The 15187-nt window shown below is 47.3% G+C and carries 12 protein-coding genes; 2 read left to right on the plus strand and 10 right to left on the minus strand.

Annotated elements, in window-relative coordinates; genetic code table 11:
* Positions 1-67 precede the first annotated feature (67 nt).
* Positions 68-1279, minus strand: a complete 1212-nt coding sequence (punC, locus tag CWO27_RS20520) for a purine nucleoside transporter PunC (protein WP_102480826.1) — start codon at positions 1277-1279, stop codon at positions 68-70.
* 163 nt (positions 1280-1442) lie between these two features.
* Between punC and punR the strand changes: the two genes are divergently transcribed.
* The gene (gene punR / locus CWO27_RS20525) at positions 1443-2357 is read left to right on the plus strand and encodes a DNA-binding transcriptional activator PunR (protein ID WP_048657821.1); all 915 of its coding nucleotides are present in this window, start codon (positions 1443-1445) and stop codon (positions 2355-2357) included.
* A 99-nt stretch (positions 2358-2456) separates the two neighbouring features.
* On the opposite strand, the gene ilvA is transcribed toward punR, so the two are convergent.
* From ilvA to ilvG, 5 genes are read right to left on the minus strand one after another with little or no spacing between them, the layout of a single operon-like run.
* On the minus strand, positions 2457-4001 hold the full coding sequence (gene ilvA / locus CWO27_RS20530) for a threonine ammonia-lyase, biosynthetic (protein ID WP_107899435.1): 1545 nt from the start codon (positions 3999-4001) through the stop codon (positions 2457-2459).
* Positions 4002-4003: 2 nt separating this feature from the next.
* On the minus strand, positions 4004-5845 hold the full coding sequence (ilvD, locus tag CWO27_RS20535; protein WP_048610861.1) for a dihydroxy-acid dehydratase: 1842 nt from the start codon (positions 5843-5845) through the stop codon (positions 4004-4006).
* Positions 5846-5878: 33 nt separating this feature from the next.
* The gene (locus tag CWO27_RS20540; RefSeq protein WP_048657823.1) at positions 5879-6847 is read right to left on the minus strand and encodes a branched-chain amino acid transaminase; all 969 of its coding nucleotides are present in this window, start codon (positions 6845-6847) and stop codon (positions 5879-5881) included.
* A gap of 12 nt (positions 6848-6859) precedes the next feature.
* Positions 6860-7144, minus strand: a complete 285-nt coding sequence (ilvM, locus tag CWO27_RS20545; RefSeq protein WP_017055442.1) for an acetolactate synthase 2 small subunit — start codon at positions 7142-7144, stop codon at positions 6860-6862.
* A 1-nt stretch (position 7145) separates the two neighbouring features.
* Positions 7146-8792 (minus strand): acetolactate synthase 2 catalytic subunit, encoded by a 1647-nt coding sequence (ilvG, locus tag CWO27_RS20550; RefSeq protein WP_048657824.1) that lies wholly within the window; start codon positions 8790-8792, stop codon positions 7146-7148.
* Between the two features lie 472 nt (positions 8793-9264).
* Between ilvG and CWO27_RS20555 the strand changes: the two genes are divergently transcribed.
* A complete protein-coding gene (locus CWO27_RS20555; RefSeq protein WP_107899436.1) occupies positions 9265-10788 on the plus strand; it encodes a YifB family Mg chelatase-like AAA ATPase in 1524 nt (507 codons plus the stop codon).
* 115 nt (positions 10789-10903) lie between these two features.
* On the opposite strand, the gene CWO27_RS20560 is transcribed toward CWO27_RS20555, so the two are convergent.
* From CWO27_RS20560 to ccoG, 4 genes are all read right to left on the minus strand, one after another.
* Entirely contained in the window at positions 10904-11857 is a 954-nt protein-coding gene (locus CWO27_RS20560) for a DUF2860 domain-containing protein (RefSeq protein ID WP_107899437.1), read from the minus strand.
* Positions 11858-11996: 139 nt separating this feature from the next.
* Positions 11997-12596: a thiol:disulfide interchange protein DsbA/DsbL gene (locus CWO27_RS20565; protein ID WP_055318939.1), complete on the minus strand. Its 600-nt coding sequence runs from the start codon at positions 12594-12596 to the stop codon at positions 11997-11999.
* 55 nt (positions 12597-12651) lie between these two features.
* Entirely contained in the window at positions 12652-13638 is a 987-nt protein-coding gene (locus CWO27_RS20570) for a serine/threonine protein kinase (protein ID WP_048662692.1), read from the minus strand.
* A gap of 74 nt (positions 13639-13712) precedes the next feature.
* Positions 13713-15131, minus strand: a complete 1419-nt coding sequence (gene ccoG, locus CWO27_RS20575) for a cytochrome c oxidase accessory protein CcoG (protein WP_107899438.1) — start codon at positions 15129-15131, stop codon at positions 13713-13715.
* Between the last annotated feature and the right edge of the window lie 56 nt (positions 15132-15187).

Genomic DNA, 15187 nt, shown 5'->3' on the forward strand with positions numbered 1-15187 from the left:
CTAAATAGCCATCGATATAAAAAAAGAGCGAGTAATCTCGCTCTTTTTGTTTTCGTTAACTTAGGAACTAGTCTTGTTTCTCGTCAGCGACCACTCGAGAGTTGTCTGGTGTCGCGAAGTGTTCAGAAAGCTCTTTGTTCGAAACAATATAGCCAACCCACAATGCACCTAAACAAATCACAACTGCAATACCCGTTGCGCTTAGTGCTTGGCTAGCCATTGCCGCGACCAATGCACTTGATAGGCCACTGATACTGATTTGCAGACTATTTTGTAGACCAGCAGCTGTTGCTGGGCTTTGCTTGGCACTTGATAGGGCACGGTTTACTACGATTGGGTAAAGTGCGCCATTTGCTACAGCAATCAAACAGAAAGGTGCAAGTAGAGGCCAGATTGACGTTAGTTCCCACTGTGATGCGATGAAGATAAGCATTGCAGCAACACTGAACAAACCAATCAGATTTCTTAGCACCACGCCATCTCCATACTTCTTCACCGCTTGCTTACCGAAGTAACCACCCGCCATGAATGCGATCGTTTGTGGGATGAAGCTCAAACCGATGTCTTTTGCTTCGTAGCCTAATTGAGCCATGATCTCTGGCATGCCCGTTAGGTAAGCGAAGAACGCTGCAGATGCCGAAGCAAACATTAAAACATTACCCATGTAAGGCTTTGATTTAATAAGCATCTTGATGTCTGTCTTAATCGATGTCTGTTTTACTTCAGGTGCTTCTTTTGGTTGAGCCATTGTGGTTGCAACTAGCAGTGCACCCATCAAGGTCAATGTGATGAAGATACTGTGCCAGCCAAAGCTATCCGCCAGTAACACACCTAACTGAGGTGCTAGTGCAGGAGATAACGCAACCAAAGGCATGATGGTTGCAAAAATTTGCTGGCTGCTACTTTGCGAGTAACGCTTGATAACCATGGCTTGCCAGATTACCGCCGGAGCACATACACCGATTGCTTGAATGAATCGTAGTGTCAGTAGGTGCCATACCTCGGTGCTGAATGCTAAGCCGAATGAAGCTGCCGTAAAGATCACAAGACCAACCGCCAGCGTATTGCGGTGACCATACTTGTCACTTGCCAGACCCCAAAGAAGCTGACCCATTGCCATACCGCCAAGGAATACGGTTAGAGATAGAGCAATCTGCTCCGGGCCGGTTGCGAAATCAACTTCCATTGCCTTAAATGCAGGAAGGTACATATCGGTCGCAATAAAGCCAAGCATTGAAAGAACAGCAAGGTAGACCAATTGAAATTTAGAAATATTCATAAGATGCCATTAAGCTAAAGGTAATGATGTTTTTATCATCAAAAAAATTGTTTGATATACAGAGGTGAAAGCCCCTGTTTATTTATGTTGACATTCTATTTTTCAGACCTGATAAAATAAAACGCTAAAATATGTGGTTATCAATCAAAAAATTTGAAGGCTTATGTTCTCTAAATCCTCTTTAGAAATGCTCGACACAGTGGCGCGCTTGGGTAGTTTTACCGCAGCTGCTGAACAGTTGCACAAAGTACCATCGGCGATCAGCTACGGTGTTAGACAGGTTGAGCAAGAACTGGATGTGCTACTTTTCAGGCGTTTACCGAGAAAGGTAGAGCTGACACCTGCAGGTGAGTTGTTCATTGAAGAGGCTCGTGCATTGCTCAGACAGATGGAAGAGGTCAGTGCCCAGACTCGACGAGCAGCGCGTGGTTGGAAGAAAACCTTGCGCCTAACGCTCGATAACGTGGTTAAGCTCGATAAGATGAAGCCGATGATTGAAGAGTTCTACCAAACCTTTGAGTTTGCAGAGCTCCAGATCAACATGGAGGTGTTCAACGGCTCTTGGGAAGCCATTGCACAGGGCAGAGCGGATATTGTTATTGGTGCTACTTCTGCGATTCCAGTTGGTGGTGACTTTGAGGTGAAAGATATGGGGCGCTTGGACTGGGCGTTTGTGATGTCGCCAAGTCACCCGTGTGTGCGAGAGCAAAACCTCAATGAAGAATTCGTGAGTCAGTTCCCTGCAATCTGTTTGGATGACACCTCTAGCGTACTGCCTAAACGCCACACCGGCCATTATGGCAACCAAAGGCGCTTGTTGTTACCTAACTGGTATAGTGCGATTGAGTGCCTTAAGAATGGTGTTGGAGTGGGCTACATGCCAAGACATATCGCTGCTCCTATTATTGAGCAGGGTTTGCTGGTGGAGAAAATCTTGCCTGAACCAAGCCCGCAGAGCCATTGTTGTTTGGTGTGGCGAAAAGACGATAACCATAAATTGATCGAATGGATGGTGAAGTACCTAGGATCGAGTGAGCAACTTCACCAAGATTGGTTGGATCATCGTAAGGCGATCTAATGATCGATTTGAAAGTGATCTTTTGGGTGCTTGGCCTGAATTGTCGCCAATAAAAAGAGCGAGTAAAAACTCGCTCTTTTTGGTTCGATAGCTTAACTCTTAAGACAAGAAGAACTTGTAAGAAGGGTTATCGGTTTCGTCTTTACACTGATAGCCAAGCTCTCGTAGGTGTGTCGAGAACTGAGCCAAATCATCATCACCAAGTTCGAAGCCACACAATACGCGACCGTAATCGGCGCCGTGGTTACGATAATTGAACAGGCTGATATTCCAGTGAGTACCTAAGGTATCAAGGAATTTAATCAATGCACCTGGATATTCTGGAAACTCGAAGCTGTACAGACGTTCTTGCAGTGGCTTCGATGGTTTGCCGCCAATCATGTAGCGAATGTGCAGTTTTGCCATCTCATCATCAGACAGATCGACAACTGGGTAGCCGCCTTCACGTAGGTCATTAATGATGTGATCGAGCTCTTCTTGACCACCTTGCAGACGTACACCAACGAAGATATTCGCTAGGCTTTCGTCGTTGTGGCGGTAGTTAAACTCCGTCACCGCTCGGCCGCCAATAATATTACAGAACTCTAGGAATGCACCTTGTCGCTCTGGAATAGTCACCGCAAGTAGACCTTCTCGTTTTTCGCCCAACTCACAACGTTCAGACACATAGCGCAAACCGTGGAAGTTGGTGTTAGCACCAGACAGTACCGTTGCCAGTTGCTTGCCTTGCAGTTGGTTCTGCTCAGCAAACTTCTTGAGACCAGCCAGAGCCAGCGCTCCCGAAGGTTCAGCAATCGCACGAGTGTCTTCAAAGATGTCTTTTACCGCAGAGCAGATCTCATCGCTAGACACGGCAATATGACCATCGATGTACTGTTGGCATAGGCGGAAGGTCTCTTCGCCAATGCGCTTAACCGCAACGCCATCTGCAAACATGCTGACCTGATCCAGTACCACTGGCTCACCGGCATCGAGAGCTGCTTTCAAGCAAGATGAGTCTTCTGGTTCAACCGCGATGACTTTAATTTCTGGCATCAGCTGTTTAACCAGCACAGCAACACCAGCAGCTAAGCCACCGCCACCAACAGGCACAAAGATGTAATCCATGTGACCATTCTGCTGCAGCATCTCCATGCCCATAGTGCCTTGTCCAGCGATCACCAATGGGTGATCAAATGGAGGCACAAAGGTGTAGCCGTGTTCAGCAGAAAGGCGTTCAGCCTCTGCCTTCGCTTCATCAAAGTTGCTGCCGTGCAGAACCACGTTACCGCCAAAGCCACGTACCGCATCAACCTTGATATCAGGAGTGGTTTTTGGCATCACAATCGTGGTTTGAATACCAAGTTTAGAACCGGACAGCGCCATACCTTGAGCGTGGTTACCCGCCGATGCAGCAATCACACCAGCAGCTTTCTGTTGCTCTGAAAGGCTTGATACCATGTTGTAGGCACCACGTAGCTTGAACGAGTGGACCGGCTGACGGTCTTCTCGCTTTAGCTGAACCTGATTACCAATGCGCGCGCTTAAACGCGGCATCTCTTGCAGAGGTGTTACGATTGCCGCTTCGTAAACCGGCGCTCTCAGGATCTGACGCAGATAGTCTGCGCCAGTTTGTTTTTTGGGGCTGGAGGTGTCATCACTCATAGTTAGCCCTCAAGCTTAGACTTATCACGCACGGCGCCTTTGTCGGCACTGGTTGCCATGCTTGCGTAAGCTTTCAGTGCGAATGAAACTTCACGCTGACGGTTTTCTGGTTTCCAGCCTAGTGCGTCTTGCTTAACACGACGCGCTTCTAGCTCAGCTTCAGGCACATCAAGTGTGATTGAGCGGCTAGGGATGTCGATAGTGATGATGTCGCCAGTATTCACTAGACCAATAACACCGCCACTTGCTGCTTCTGGAGAAGCGTGACCGATAGACAGACCCGAAGTACCACCAGAGAAACGTCCGTCCGTTAGAAGCGCACAAGACTTACCTAGACCCATAGATTTTAGGTAAGTAGTTGGGTAGAGCATTTCTTGCATGCCCGGACCACCTTTAGGACCTTCGTAACGAATAACAACCACTTCGCCGGCTTTTACTTTACCCGCTAAGATACCGTCTACTGCCGTGTCTTGGCTTTCAAATACGATTGCAGGACCTTGGAATTTCAGGTTCTCCTCATCAACACCCGCGGTCTTGACGATACAACCATCAACGGCGATGTTACCTGAAAGTACCGCTAGGCCACCTTCTTGGCTGAATGCGTTCTCTTTGGTACGAATACAACCATCGACACGGTCATCATCAAGGCGATCCCAACGACAATCTTGTGAGAAGGCTTTAGTCGTACGAATGCCCGCAGGGCCTGCACGGAAGAACTTAAGCACGGCTTCGTCTTCGGTCTGCATGATGTCGTATTGAGCTAGCTGCTCTTGCATGCTTAGGCCAAGTACAGTGCGTGTTTGGTTGTTTAACAGGCCAGCACGGTCTAGTTCACCTAGGATAGCCATTACGCCACCAGCACGGTGAACGTCTTCCATGTGGTATTTAGGTGTTGAAGGAGCAACCTTACATAGGTGTGGAACACGGCGAGACATCTCGTCGATATCACCCATATCAAAGTCAATCTCACCTTCTTGAGCCGCCGCTAAAAGGTGAAGAACTGTGTTACTTGAACCACCCATTGCGATATCTAGCGCCATTGCATTATCAAAGGCTGCGCGGTTAGCGATGTTGCGTGGCAGTGCTGATTCGTCATCTTGCTCGTAGTAGCGCTTAGTTAGGTCAACGATGCGCTTACCTGCATTGATGAATAGCTCTTCACGGTCAGCGTGCGTTGCTAGCATAGAGCCGTTACCTGGTTGAGATAGGCCAAGTGCTTCAGTTAGACAGTTCATTGAGTTAGCCGTGAACATACCTGAACATGAACCACATGTTGGACATGCAGAACGCTCTACTTGCTCACTTTGCTCATCAGAAATGGTTGGATCGGCACCTTGGATCATTGCGTCAACAAGGTCTAGCTTGATGATTTGATCTGAAAGCTTAGTTTTACCTGCTTCCATAGGGCCGCCAGATACAAAGATCACTGGGATGTTTAGGCGCATTGCAGCCATCATCATTCCCGGAGTGATTTTGTCACAGTTAGAGATACACACCATTGCATCCGCACAGTGTGCATTGACCATGTATTCTACTGAGTCTGCGATAAGCTCACGTGATGGCAGTGAGTACAGCATGCCGCCGTGGCCCATTGCGATACCATCATCCACTGCGATGGTGTTGAATTCTTTAGCGATACCACCCGCTTTCTCGATTTCACCCGCAACCAATTGACCCATGTCTTTAAGGTGAACGTGGCCTGGAACGAATTGAGTGAACGAGTTTACAACCGCGATGATTGGCTTCCCGAAGTCATCATCTTTAACGCCAGTTGCACGCCATAAAGCGCGCGCACCAGCCATGTTGCGTCCGTGGGTAGTCGTTGCTGAACGATAGATTGGCATTGCTTAAATCCTTATAAAATATTTGGCTGTTGCTTACTTAGTTGTTTGCGTTTGGTTTTCTGAAGCTTGGTCTGCTGGGTACACATAGTCTAACCAGCCCCACTTATCTTCAGTGGTTCCATTGAAGAGACCAAAGTAAGCCGCTTGAACTTTTTCAGTGATAGGACCGCGTTTGCCTTCACCTACTGTAATTTTGTCTACACTGCGAACCGGAACGATTTCCGCTGCTGTGCCTGTCATGAAGACTTCGTCAGCAAGGTATAGTGCTTCACGAGCAATGTTCTCTTCACGGATCTCATAACCCATGTCTTTTGCTAGTGTCATGATCGAATCACGAGTGATACCCGGTAGAATTGCGCTGGTCGCTGGTGGCGTTGATAGCACGCCATTACGTACTACAAAAATGTTTTCGCCAGCACCTTCAGAAAGGTAGCCATCAACACTCAGAGCGATACCTTCATCGTAACCATGACGGCGAGCTTCGCCACCAACCAGTAGTGAAGATAGGTAGTTACCACCGGCTTTTGCTGCGGTTGGGATCGTGTTTGGAGCTGCACGGTTCCAGCTAGAAATCATTGCATCAACGCCGTTTTCTAGCGCTTCTTCGCCTAGGTACGAACCCCAAGGGAAAGCAGCGATGATCAATTCCATCTCGGTATTTTCTGGCGGGCAGACACCTAAACCAACGTTACCTACGAAACCTAGAGGGCGGATGTACGCTGACTCTAGCTTATTTTGGCGTAGCGTTTCGCGAGTTGCTTCCATAATTTCTTCCTCAGTGTAAGGAATAGGGAAGCGGTAGATTTTTGCTGAGTCTTTTAGGCGCTTAGCATGCTCAGGGTGACGGAAGATAACCGGCCCCTTTGGTGTGTTGTAGCAACGAACACCTTCAAACACAGAAGTACCGTAGTGCATTGCGTGAGTCAGGACGTGAACGTTCGCCTCTGCCCAAGGAACCATCTCACCGTTAAACCAAATATAGTCTGCTGTTTTAGCTGTCATGTTTACGGTTCCCTATGCGTTTATCTTTTGTTGTAAGTTGTTGTTTGGCAGTTCATTACGGCTGATAGAGATAACGTCAACGGTACGCACATCCCACAGCTTCTCGATTTGATTGACCAAGAAAGAGATCGGACGGTCACTGTCTACGATGATCTCAACACTCGCCACTTTGCTTTCGTGGTTTTGAGTGCCCGCAACTTGCTTAACAATGAAGCCACGGTGGCGGATAACACGAAGAACACGCTCTAGTAGTACAGGCTTATCATCGGCTTTGATGTCTAATAGGTATCTTTTCATGTTATGTGTTCTCCAACATCTCACTGTTTGAAGCACCTGGCGGTACTAGTGGCCATACGTTTTCTTCTTCATCGATAAGAACATGAAGTAGGTAAGCGGTTTTGCTCTCTAGCATCTCTTTCAATGCTGGTTCTACTTCTTCTTTACGAGTGATGGTTTTGCCCGGGATGTCGAACGCTTTCGCGAGCATCACGAAATCAGGGTTGTCATCCAAGATAGTTTCACTGTGGCGGCCATCAAAGAACAGCGATTGCCATTGGCGAACCATGCCCAAGCGAGAGTTATTAAGCAGTACCATCTTCACTGGGATCTGACGACGCTTTAAGGTGCCAAGCTCTTGAATGTTCATCATGAACGAGCCATCACCAGAGATTAGAATCGATTGGTCATCAGGACGACCAACCGACGCACCCATAGCCGCTGGTAAACCAAAGCCCATGGTGCCTAAACCGGCAGAGGTAATGAAGTTTTGTGGATCGCGAGGCTGAATGTGCTGGGCTGCCCACATCTGGTGTTGGCCAACATCGGTCGAAACGATAGAGCTTGCTGGCATCATGTCAGATAATTGTTTTAACAGCAGTGGAGCAAAGATCAGATCGCCAGGGTGGTCGTAACGCCATTTGAATGAGCTACGAAGCCCTTCAGAGTGGTGAACCCAAGAGGAGATGTCTTGGCTTAGCTCTAGTTGAGGCATGATCTTGTTGATGTCACCGCGAATTGGCGCGTTGGCCAGACGCAGTTTGCTGAACTCTGCTGCATCGATATCGATATGGATAACCTTCGCGTGTGGCGCAAAAGTATCGAGTTTGCCTGTTACTCGGTCATCAAAACGGGCACCGACAACAATCAGTAGGTCACTCTCTTGAACTACAAGGTTAGCGGCTTTAGTGCCGTGCATACCCAGCATGCCAAGGTAGTGTGGGTCATCACGTTCGATAGTTCCCAAGCCTTTTAGTGTGCTTACGGCTGGCATTGGGTTAAGGCGTAAAAACTCACGAACCGCATCGGTTGCTTTAGCAAGTTGAACACCACCACCTACGTATAAAACAGGACGGGTTGCTTGAGATAAGAAGTACTGCGCCTGTTCAATGGCATCAGTTGTTGAAACAGGAATTGCGGGTGGAGTAAATTCAGGAAGAGAGTTAACTGGAGCTTCAGCCAGTTGAACATCTTTAGCGATATCGACGATAACCGGGCCAGGACGACCAGACTTCGCAACCACAAACGCTTCAGCGAGGGTTGGAGCAAGATCTTCAATATCAGTCACTAGGTAGCTGTGTTTAGTACATGACAGAGACATACCAATCACATCCATTTCTTGGAATGCATCGGTACCAATGTGGGAACTTGCAACCTGACCTGTGATTGCAACCATTGGGATAGAGTCCATAAAGGCATCAGCAAGGCCAGTGACTAGGTTGGTTGCACCTGGGCCAGACGTTGCCATACAAACAGCGACATCTTGTGTTGCTCGAGCCATGCCGATCGCGGCCATAGCAGCGCCTTGCTCATGACGACATAGGATATGTTCAACCCCGCCGTCATAGAGTGCATCGTAGATTGGCATGATGGCACCACCTGGGTAACCAAATACGGTCTCAATTCCTTGTTGCTTGAGTGCGGATACGACTAGTTCTGCGCCTTTCATCGGAATTCTCCCGTATTACCTTTATTTTGGTAACTGTTTCCTTTGTCTCTGCACATCTTGTGCTCCCATTCTTCCTGTAAATCGGCAAAGCCGAAAATGCTCAAAAATATAAAAATCGAATGTTTAAATTAGAAAAAACCCCCGGACTTGTCAGTGCGGGGGTTTTTTCTAATTCGTGGTTACTTTCTTCCCACTCGCCCCCGCGCAGTCTTAATAATGACTACGATAATCAGGTTAATCAGTGCGTAAATGCGAGCGTTAAAAATCATAATATTCGAGTTTTCTCGTTTATTGTCTTCAGTAAATGTCTACATCTCTAGTGTTATCACACAAATCTGCCGCATGACAAGGAAAATGTCATTCTTTTTTCACATTAAAACACCATTCCACCAAGCTATATAACAACCTTATAGCTTTGGTGAGCAACGAATATCCAGAGCGAATACTTTTAAATCAAAGACAAAGGAAAGTTATGGGACTCGCGATAATTCATAGTCGAGCTAGTGTGGGTGTAGAGGCGCCAGAAGTGACCGTTGAGGTGCATATAAGCAACGGAATGCCTGGTTTTACGCTGGTAGGTCTACCTGAAACAACGGTCAAGGAATCTAAAGATCGAGTGAGAAGCGCGATCATCAATTCCCGCTTTGAGTTTCCATCCAAAAGAATCACGGTCAACCTTGCCCCTGCCGATTTACCCAAGGAAGGAGGTCGTTTCGACCTGCCAATCGCGCTTGGGATTTTAGTGGCATCGGATCAGCTACCGACATCAAAAATAGCTCAGCATGAATTCATCGGTGAGTTGGCGTTGTCAGGAGAGTTGCGTTCAGTAAAGGGCGTGTTGCCAGCGACGTTAGCCGCCGATAGCGTCGAACGATGCTTAGTTGTCCCACATGATAACGGTGATCAGGCAGCGTTGGTGGGCAAGGGAGCCCATAAATCAGCGCAAACCTTGTTGGAGGTTTGCGCTGACATGTGTGGACAGGCTCAGCTTGGCCTATATCGAACGGAGCATCATCAGGCTGATGTTTCAGTGCTTCGCGACCTTCAAGATATTATCGGTCAACAACAAGGCAAGCGAGCTCTGGAGATAGCAGCCGCTGGCAACCATAACTTACTGTTCCTTGGCCCTCCGGGAACCGGAAAAACCATGCTCGCTTCTCGGTTACGCGATTTGTTACCGGAGATGAGTGATGACGAGGCGATGGAAACCGCATCGGTGGCCTCGCTAACGCAGCAAGAGATCAATCAATACAATTGGAAGCAGAGGCCATTTCGTTCACCTCACCATTCGAGTTCGATGGCTGCATTAGTGGGAGGTGGGTCAGTCCCTCGCCCCGGTGAGATCTCTCTGGCGCATAATGGATTACTGTTTCTAGATGAGATGCCGGAGTTTGAACGCAAGGTGCTCGATTCACTGCGCGAACCGCTAGAGTCGGGCGAGATTATTATTTCACGCGCGGCAGGTAAGACTCGTTTCCCTGCTCGCTTTCAGTTGGTCGGCGCCTTGAATCCAAGCCCGACTGGTTATTACGAAGGCAATCAAGCACGCGCTAATCCGCAGATCATTTTGCGTTATCTTAATCGATTGTCTGGGCCATTGCTTGATCGCTTTGATATGTCGTTAGAGATCCCACTACTGCCTAAAGGGATGTTGGCTGAAGGTGGCGATCGTGGTGAAACCACCCAAGTCGTAAAACAAAGGGTCAAACAGGCTCGTCAAACCATGCTATCTAGAAACCATAAATCGAATGCACTGCTCGGTAGTCGAGAAATAGAGAAGTATTGCCCATTGCGACGTGAAGATGCGGAGTTTCTCGAGACTGCACTGCATCGATTGGGTCTGTCGATTCGTGCTTATCATCGAATCATTAAGGTAGCACGAACCATTGCCGACCTTGACGGTAACGAGCAGATCGAAAAGAAACACCTATCAGAAGCGCTTGGTTATCGAGCGATGGATAGATTATTGAAGCAACTCACGGCACAAGCTGTGTAGTCATGCCAATGGTAGTAAACAACTGGCCATTTATTTACAGTGATTGGTATACAAACAAAAAAGCCTGCTTCAGTGAGCAGGCTTTGGTTTGATAATTTATTGGCGCTGGCTGGAGTTAGAATTTGTAGTTCAAGCCAACTGAAACGATGTATTGAGACTCGTCGTAGAAGGTGATATTGGAATCGCTTGTGCCGTAACCCGCAAGAGATACGAATGACCAGTTTTCCCAATCCATGAATTGATCATATTCATAGGCGGCGAATAGATTGATGTTGTCGTCGCTGCGTTTCTTTTGGAAAGTGATGCTGCTTGCATCATAAGAGCGTTGGTTGTAACCCGCCGTTAGTGCGTATTGATGACGTCCCATACCACCAAATAAGCTGACCTCACCACCGAACTGCTCGAACGATGCCGCATCGCCGTCTGCATCACTTGATTGATAAATCAAAGACGGTACCAGCATCATAGTACGGCTAATCGGCTGGCGATATTGACCTTTCAGGTAGAAGGTATCGGCGTCGCGTTTTAGTGCTTCTTCAACGCGATCATCTTCCACATCTTTGGTGGCGTAGGCCATGTCTAGCGAGAAAGCTGCCCCCACAATGTTGCTTAGCTTCAAACGAAACGCATTGCCAGTTTCATCGGTCTTCGTGCGAGCTGATGTGGTGTTGTACGGATCAGCCCAAGTTTCACCCGACATAATGGTTGGCAGCAGTGAAGCGTCGATCACCATGCCAGACTCAAGTTGGTATTTGTAACCAACCTCTAGCACTACAGTACCTGTCGCTACGTCATCACGAGCGGTACCTGTGTAAACCTGATGGTTCAGCTTTTCACCAAAGGTGTAAGCAATGCTGCCGAGAGGTGCAACTAAAAACGAGTTCTCAGACGAAGCTTTTTGATTGGTTGAGGCGATCTTACTGTCAGCGTCGGTATTAAAATTTGAGGTCGAAGAAGTGACACCGGTGTTGATAGATATTTCACCACTGAAACCTGGCTCATCAGCAAGCTTGGCAAACGCGGGCGCAGTAGCAACGCTCAATGCCAGGAGAGTTATTTTTATGTTCATTTAAGGGCTCCTTGCCCACCGATTCTTAGGACGGGTTATTAATATCAGTAAAGTACTACGTTTTTTGGCTGATTATTTATCAATGATGATTTTTGAACTAGTAAAAAAAAGGAAGCCGAAGCTTCCTTTCATCAATGTCTTACTTCTTCAATAAGAAGTTAACGAGCTCGAAGTACTCATCAAGAGAGCTGATACCTTGAGCTTCTACTAGGTAGCGGTTATTCACTACGACGGCTGGTACGCCAGAAAGGCCGCTATCTTTGAATGCTTTGTCGAAGCGACGAACCATAGAATCTACAGCAAAGCCGTTGTATGCCGCATCGAATTTCTTAGCATCAACGCCTTCATCTAGGAAGATTTGACGCAATTCGGCTTCATCACGTGGTGGCTTGTTCATGGTGTGGATGCGGTTAAACATCACTGGAACCATTTTGTCTTCAACTTTCAGTGCAATCATGGTCGCGTAAGCTTTGCTCATTGGCAGACCCATGTTGCCACCCATGAATGAAACATGGTTCTTCTGTAACTTAGCGTCTTTAGGTAGCTGCTGTTTTAGCTGCTGGATGATTGGCTCAAAGCTATTACAGTGTGGGCAGTAAAAAGAGAAGAACTCTGTCACCATTGGTTTTTTTGATGCTTCTAGATCGAGAACTTTGTAGTGTTCACCTTCGTTAAATTTCGCAGCGTGAGCTGAAAGGCTCAACATGATTAATGAGAAAAATGCGAATAGCTTTTTCATTTATCCAATCTCCATTATGTTTGAATTTTTATCCAGTTGTATGTTGCGATTGCTGTTACCACTGAGGCATTAACGAAAGTGGTGGCTCTTGCAGGGTAGCAATTTGCTCTTTACAAGCAAGTACTTGTTGCTCCCAATATTTCGGATCATTAAACCACGGGAAGGCTAAAGGAAACGCTGGATCGTGCCATCGCTTCGCTAACCATGCCATGTAATGCACCATACGTAGACCGCGTAGTGGTTCGATTAGTTTCAGTTGCGAGGTATTAAAATCGCAAAACTCTTGATAACTCTCTAGCAGAATATCGAGTTGCATCAGTTTATCTTGGCGTTCACCGTTGAGTAGCATCCACAGATCTTGTATCGCAGGGCCATTACGTGCGTCATCAAGATCGACGAACATTGGTCCATCGCGCCACAAGATGTTGCCTGGGTGGCAATCACCATGCAGGCGGATGTTGTCAATGTTGCTCGGCCACTGACTCTCTAGCTCTTTTATCAGAAGGTCTACGTCATTGAAGAACGCTTTTTCTAGGTGTGTCGGGATAAACTGAGAGTTCTCTAGAATCTTACGTGGCTGATAAAGGTATTCATCTAAGCTGATGGTCGGGCGATGTTGGAATGTTCTTCCCGCGCTGGCTTTATGAATACGACCCAGAAAACGTCCAACGCCTTCCAGTTGATCTAGATTGTCGACTTCATACTGTCTGCCGCCAACGCTTTCGAACAATGCAAACAGGTAGCCTTGATATTCATGCAAGGTTTCACCGTTGACTCGCATTGGTGGAGCGACAGGCATCTCTTGTTCAATCAGTTCTAACGCGAAGTCGTGCTCTTCTTGGATCTGGGCTTTGTTCCAGCGCTGCGGACGATAAAACTTAACGACGTAGCGTTTACGGTCTTCATCGGTGAATTGATAGACCCGATTTTCGTAACTGTTGAGAGCGAGAAGCCCGGATTCAGCACGAACTCCAATACTCTCCAGTGCGTACCACATGAAGTCAGGAGTCAGGTTATCAAAATTAAAGGCTTGCATCGTCATAGAATAAAAAAGGCTCATTACTGAGCCTTTTTCCATTTATTGGGTTGTTATACCAAGCGCTAAGGAGGCTGGTATCAGAGCTTCTTGATAAAGCGGCTTTCGACTTCCATCGTAAACTCTTCATTATCCGAGAGTATAAACTGAATTGTCGAAACTGGTGAGCTCAGTTTTTCTGGGTCGGCGCCTAAACTGATAGGTAGGTTCAAAACCTCGCCTGGATCGACAGTAATCGTCTGTTTGCCGTACCAGATAGCATCGGGCAGTCCGCTAACATCGAGCTTGTACTCTTGCTCTTGTTGAGTCTTGTTGATCACTTTCAAGGTGTAGGTATTTTCAACCAACCCTTGGTTATTGACTCTGAACAACTGGTTTCGGTCACGCAGAACACTTAGGCCGGCAGGATCAACGCTCGCGATTTGGGCGAAGAACAAGCCCAGCATCACGATCAAGATGGCGCCATAGCCCAACAGTTTAGGACGCATTACCTTGGTCGAGTGACCTTCAAGTCTGTGCTCGGTGGTGTAGTTGATCAGGCCTTTCTCGTAGCCCATACGCTCCATGGTGTTGTCACAGGCATCAATACACGCGCCGCAGTTAATACACTCATATTGCAGGCCGTCACGGATATCGATACCCGTTGGGCACACTTGAACACATAGATTACAGTCAATACAGTCGCCTAGATCAAGCTCTTTTGGATCGGCTTTACGAGAGCGAGGGCCACGGCTTTCACCGCGTTCTGAATCGTAGCCCACGATGAAGGTGTCTTTGTCGAACATTGCCGATTGGAAACGCGCGTAAGGACACATGTGCAGACAAACAATCGAGCGCATCCAACCAGCATTGGCATAAGTACACCCAGCAAAGAACAGTACCCAAAACACCGGCCAGAAAGACGAGTTAAAGGTAAAGAAGCCAACCACTAACTCTTTAATTGGGATGAAGTAACCAACAAAGGTTAAGCCCGTCGCAATGGCAATCGCCCACCACGCAATGTGTTTGAGGGTTTTTCTGAGGATTAAATTGCTCGTTAGTTTGCCCGAGTCTTGTTTTCTTCGTTTATTGGCAGCACCTTCTAGTTTCTCTTCGAACCAAATGTACATGAAGGTCCAGACGGTTTGCGGGCATAAATAGCCACACCAGACACGGCCTAAGAAGGTGGTTATGAAGAATAAGCCAAACGCAGCAATCATAAATAGGATCGCGAGTAGGGTCAGATCTTGCGGGTATAAGGTGGTGCCAAAGAAGTTGAACTGTTGGTTGCCGATATCGAGCAAGATCGCTTGGCGTTCACCAAATGGAATCCATGGAATAAGCGCAAAAAGTAAAAGTAAGAACCAACCGCCATAACGACGCAGTTGTTGGAATTTACCTTTGCTTTCTCGAACATAGATTCGGTTACTTGGGTTAAATCGATCTCCATTACCTTTATGTGTTTTCGGGTTAAAGGTTTTAGGAGTCACATCTTTGATATCGATTTTATCCTGACTCATGAACTATCCTTTTTGTGGCTTGTTTGCCCGGTTAAATCGGGCATGACGACATTACT

The sequence above is a fragment of the Vibrio sp. 10N.286.51.C3 genome (assembly GCF_003050065.1).
GTDB lineage: Bacteria > Pseudomonadota > Gammaproteobacteria > Enterobacterales > Vibrionaceae > Vibrio > Vibrio crassostreae.

Excerpts from the sequence above, each read along its gene's own strand:
- punC (WP_102480826.1), bottom strand. The coding sequence starts at position 1,279 with ATGAATATTTCTAAATTTCAATTGGTCTACCTTGCTGTTCTTTCAATG.
- punR (WP_048657821.1), top strand. The coding sequence starts at position 1,443 with ATGTTCTCTAAATCCTCTTTAGAAATGCTCGACACAGTGGCGCGCTTG.
- ilvA (WP_107899435.1), bottom strand. The coding sequence starts at position 4,001 with ATGAGTGATGACACCTCCAGCCCCAAAAAACAAACTGGCGCAGACTAT.
- ilvD (WP_048610861.1), bottom strand. The coding sequence starts at position 5,845 with ATGCCAATCTATCGTTCAGCAACGACTACCCACGGACGCAACATGGCT.
- CWO27_RS20540 (WP_048657823.1), bottom strand. The coding sequence starts at position 6,847 with ATGACAGCTAAAACAGCAGACTATATTTGGTTTAACGGTGAGATGGTT.
- ilvM (WP_017055442.1), bottom strand. The coding sequence starts at position 7,144 with ATGAAAAGATACCTATTAGACATCAAAGCCGATGATAAGCCTGTACTA.
- ilvG (WP_048657824.1), bottom strand. The coding sequence starts at position 8,792 with ATGAAAGGCGCAGAACTAGTCGTATCCGCACTCAAGCAACAAGGAATT.
- CWO27_RS20555 (WP_107899436.1), top strand. The coding sequence starts at position 9,265 with ATGGGACTCGCGATAATTCATAGTCGAGCTAGTGTGGGTGTAGAGGCG.
- CWO27_RS20560 (WP_107899437.1), bottom strand. The coding sequence starts at position 11,857 with ATGAACATAAAAATAACTCTCCTGGCATTGAGCGTTGCTACTGCGCCC.
- CWO27_RS20565 (WP_055318939.1), bottom strand. The coding sequence starts at position 12,596 with ATGAAAAAGCTATTCGCATTTTTCTCATTAATCATGTTGAGCCTTTCA.
- CWO27_RS20570 (WP_048662692.1), bottom strand. The coding sequence starts at position 13,638 with ATGACGATGCAAGCCTTTAATTTTGATAACCTGACTCCTGACTTCATG.
- ccoG (WP_107899438.1), bottom strand. The coding sequence starts at position 15,131 with ATGAGTCAGGATAAAATCGATATCAAAGATGTGACTCCTAAAACCTTT.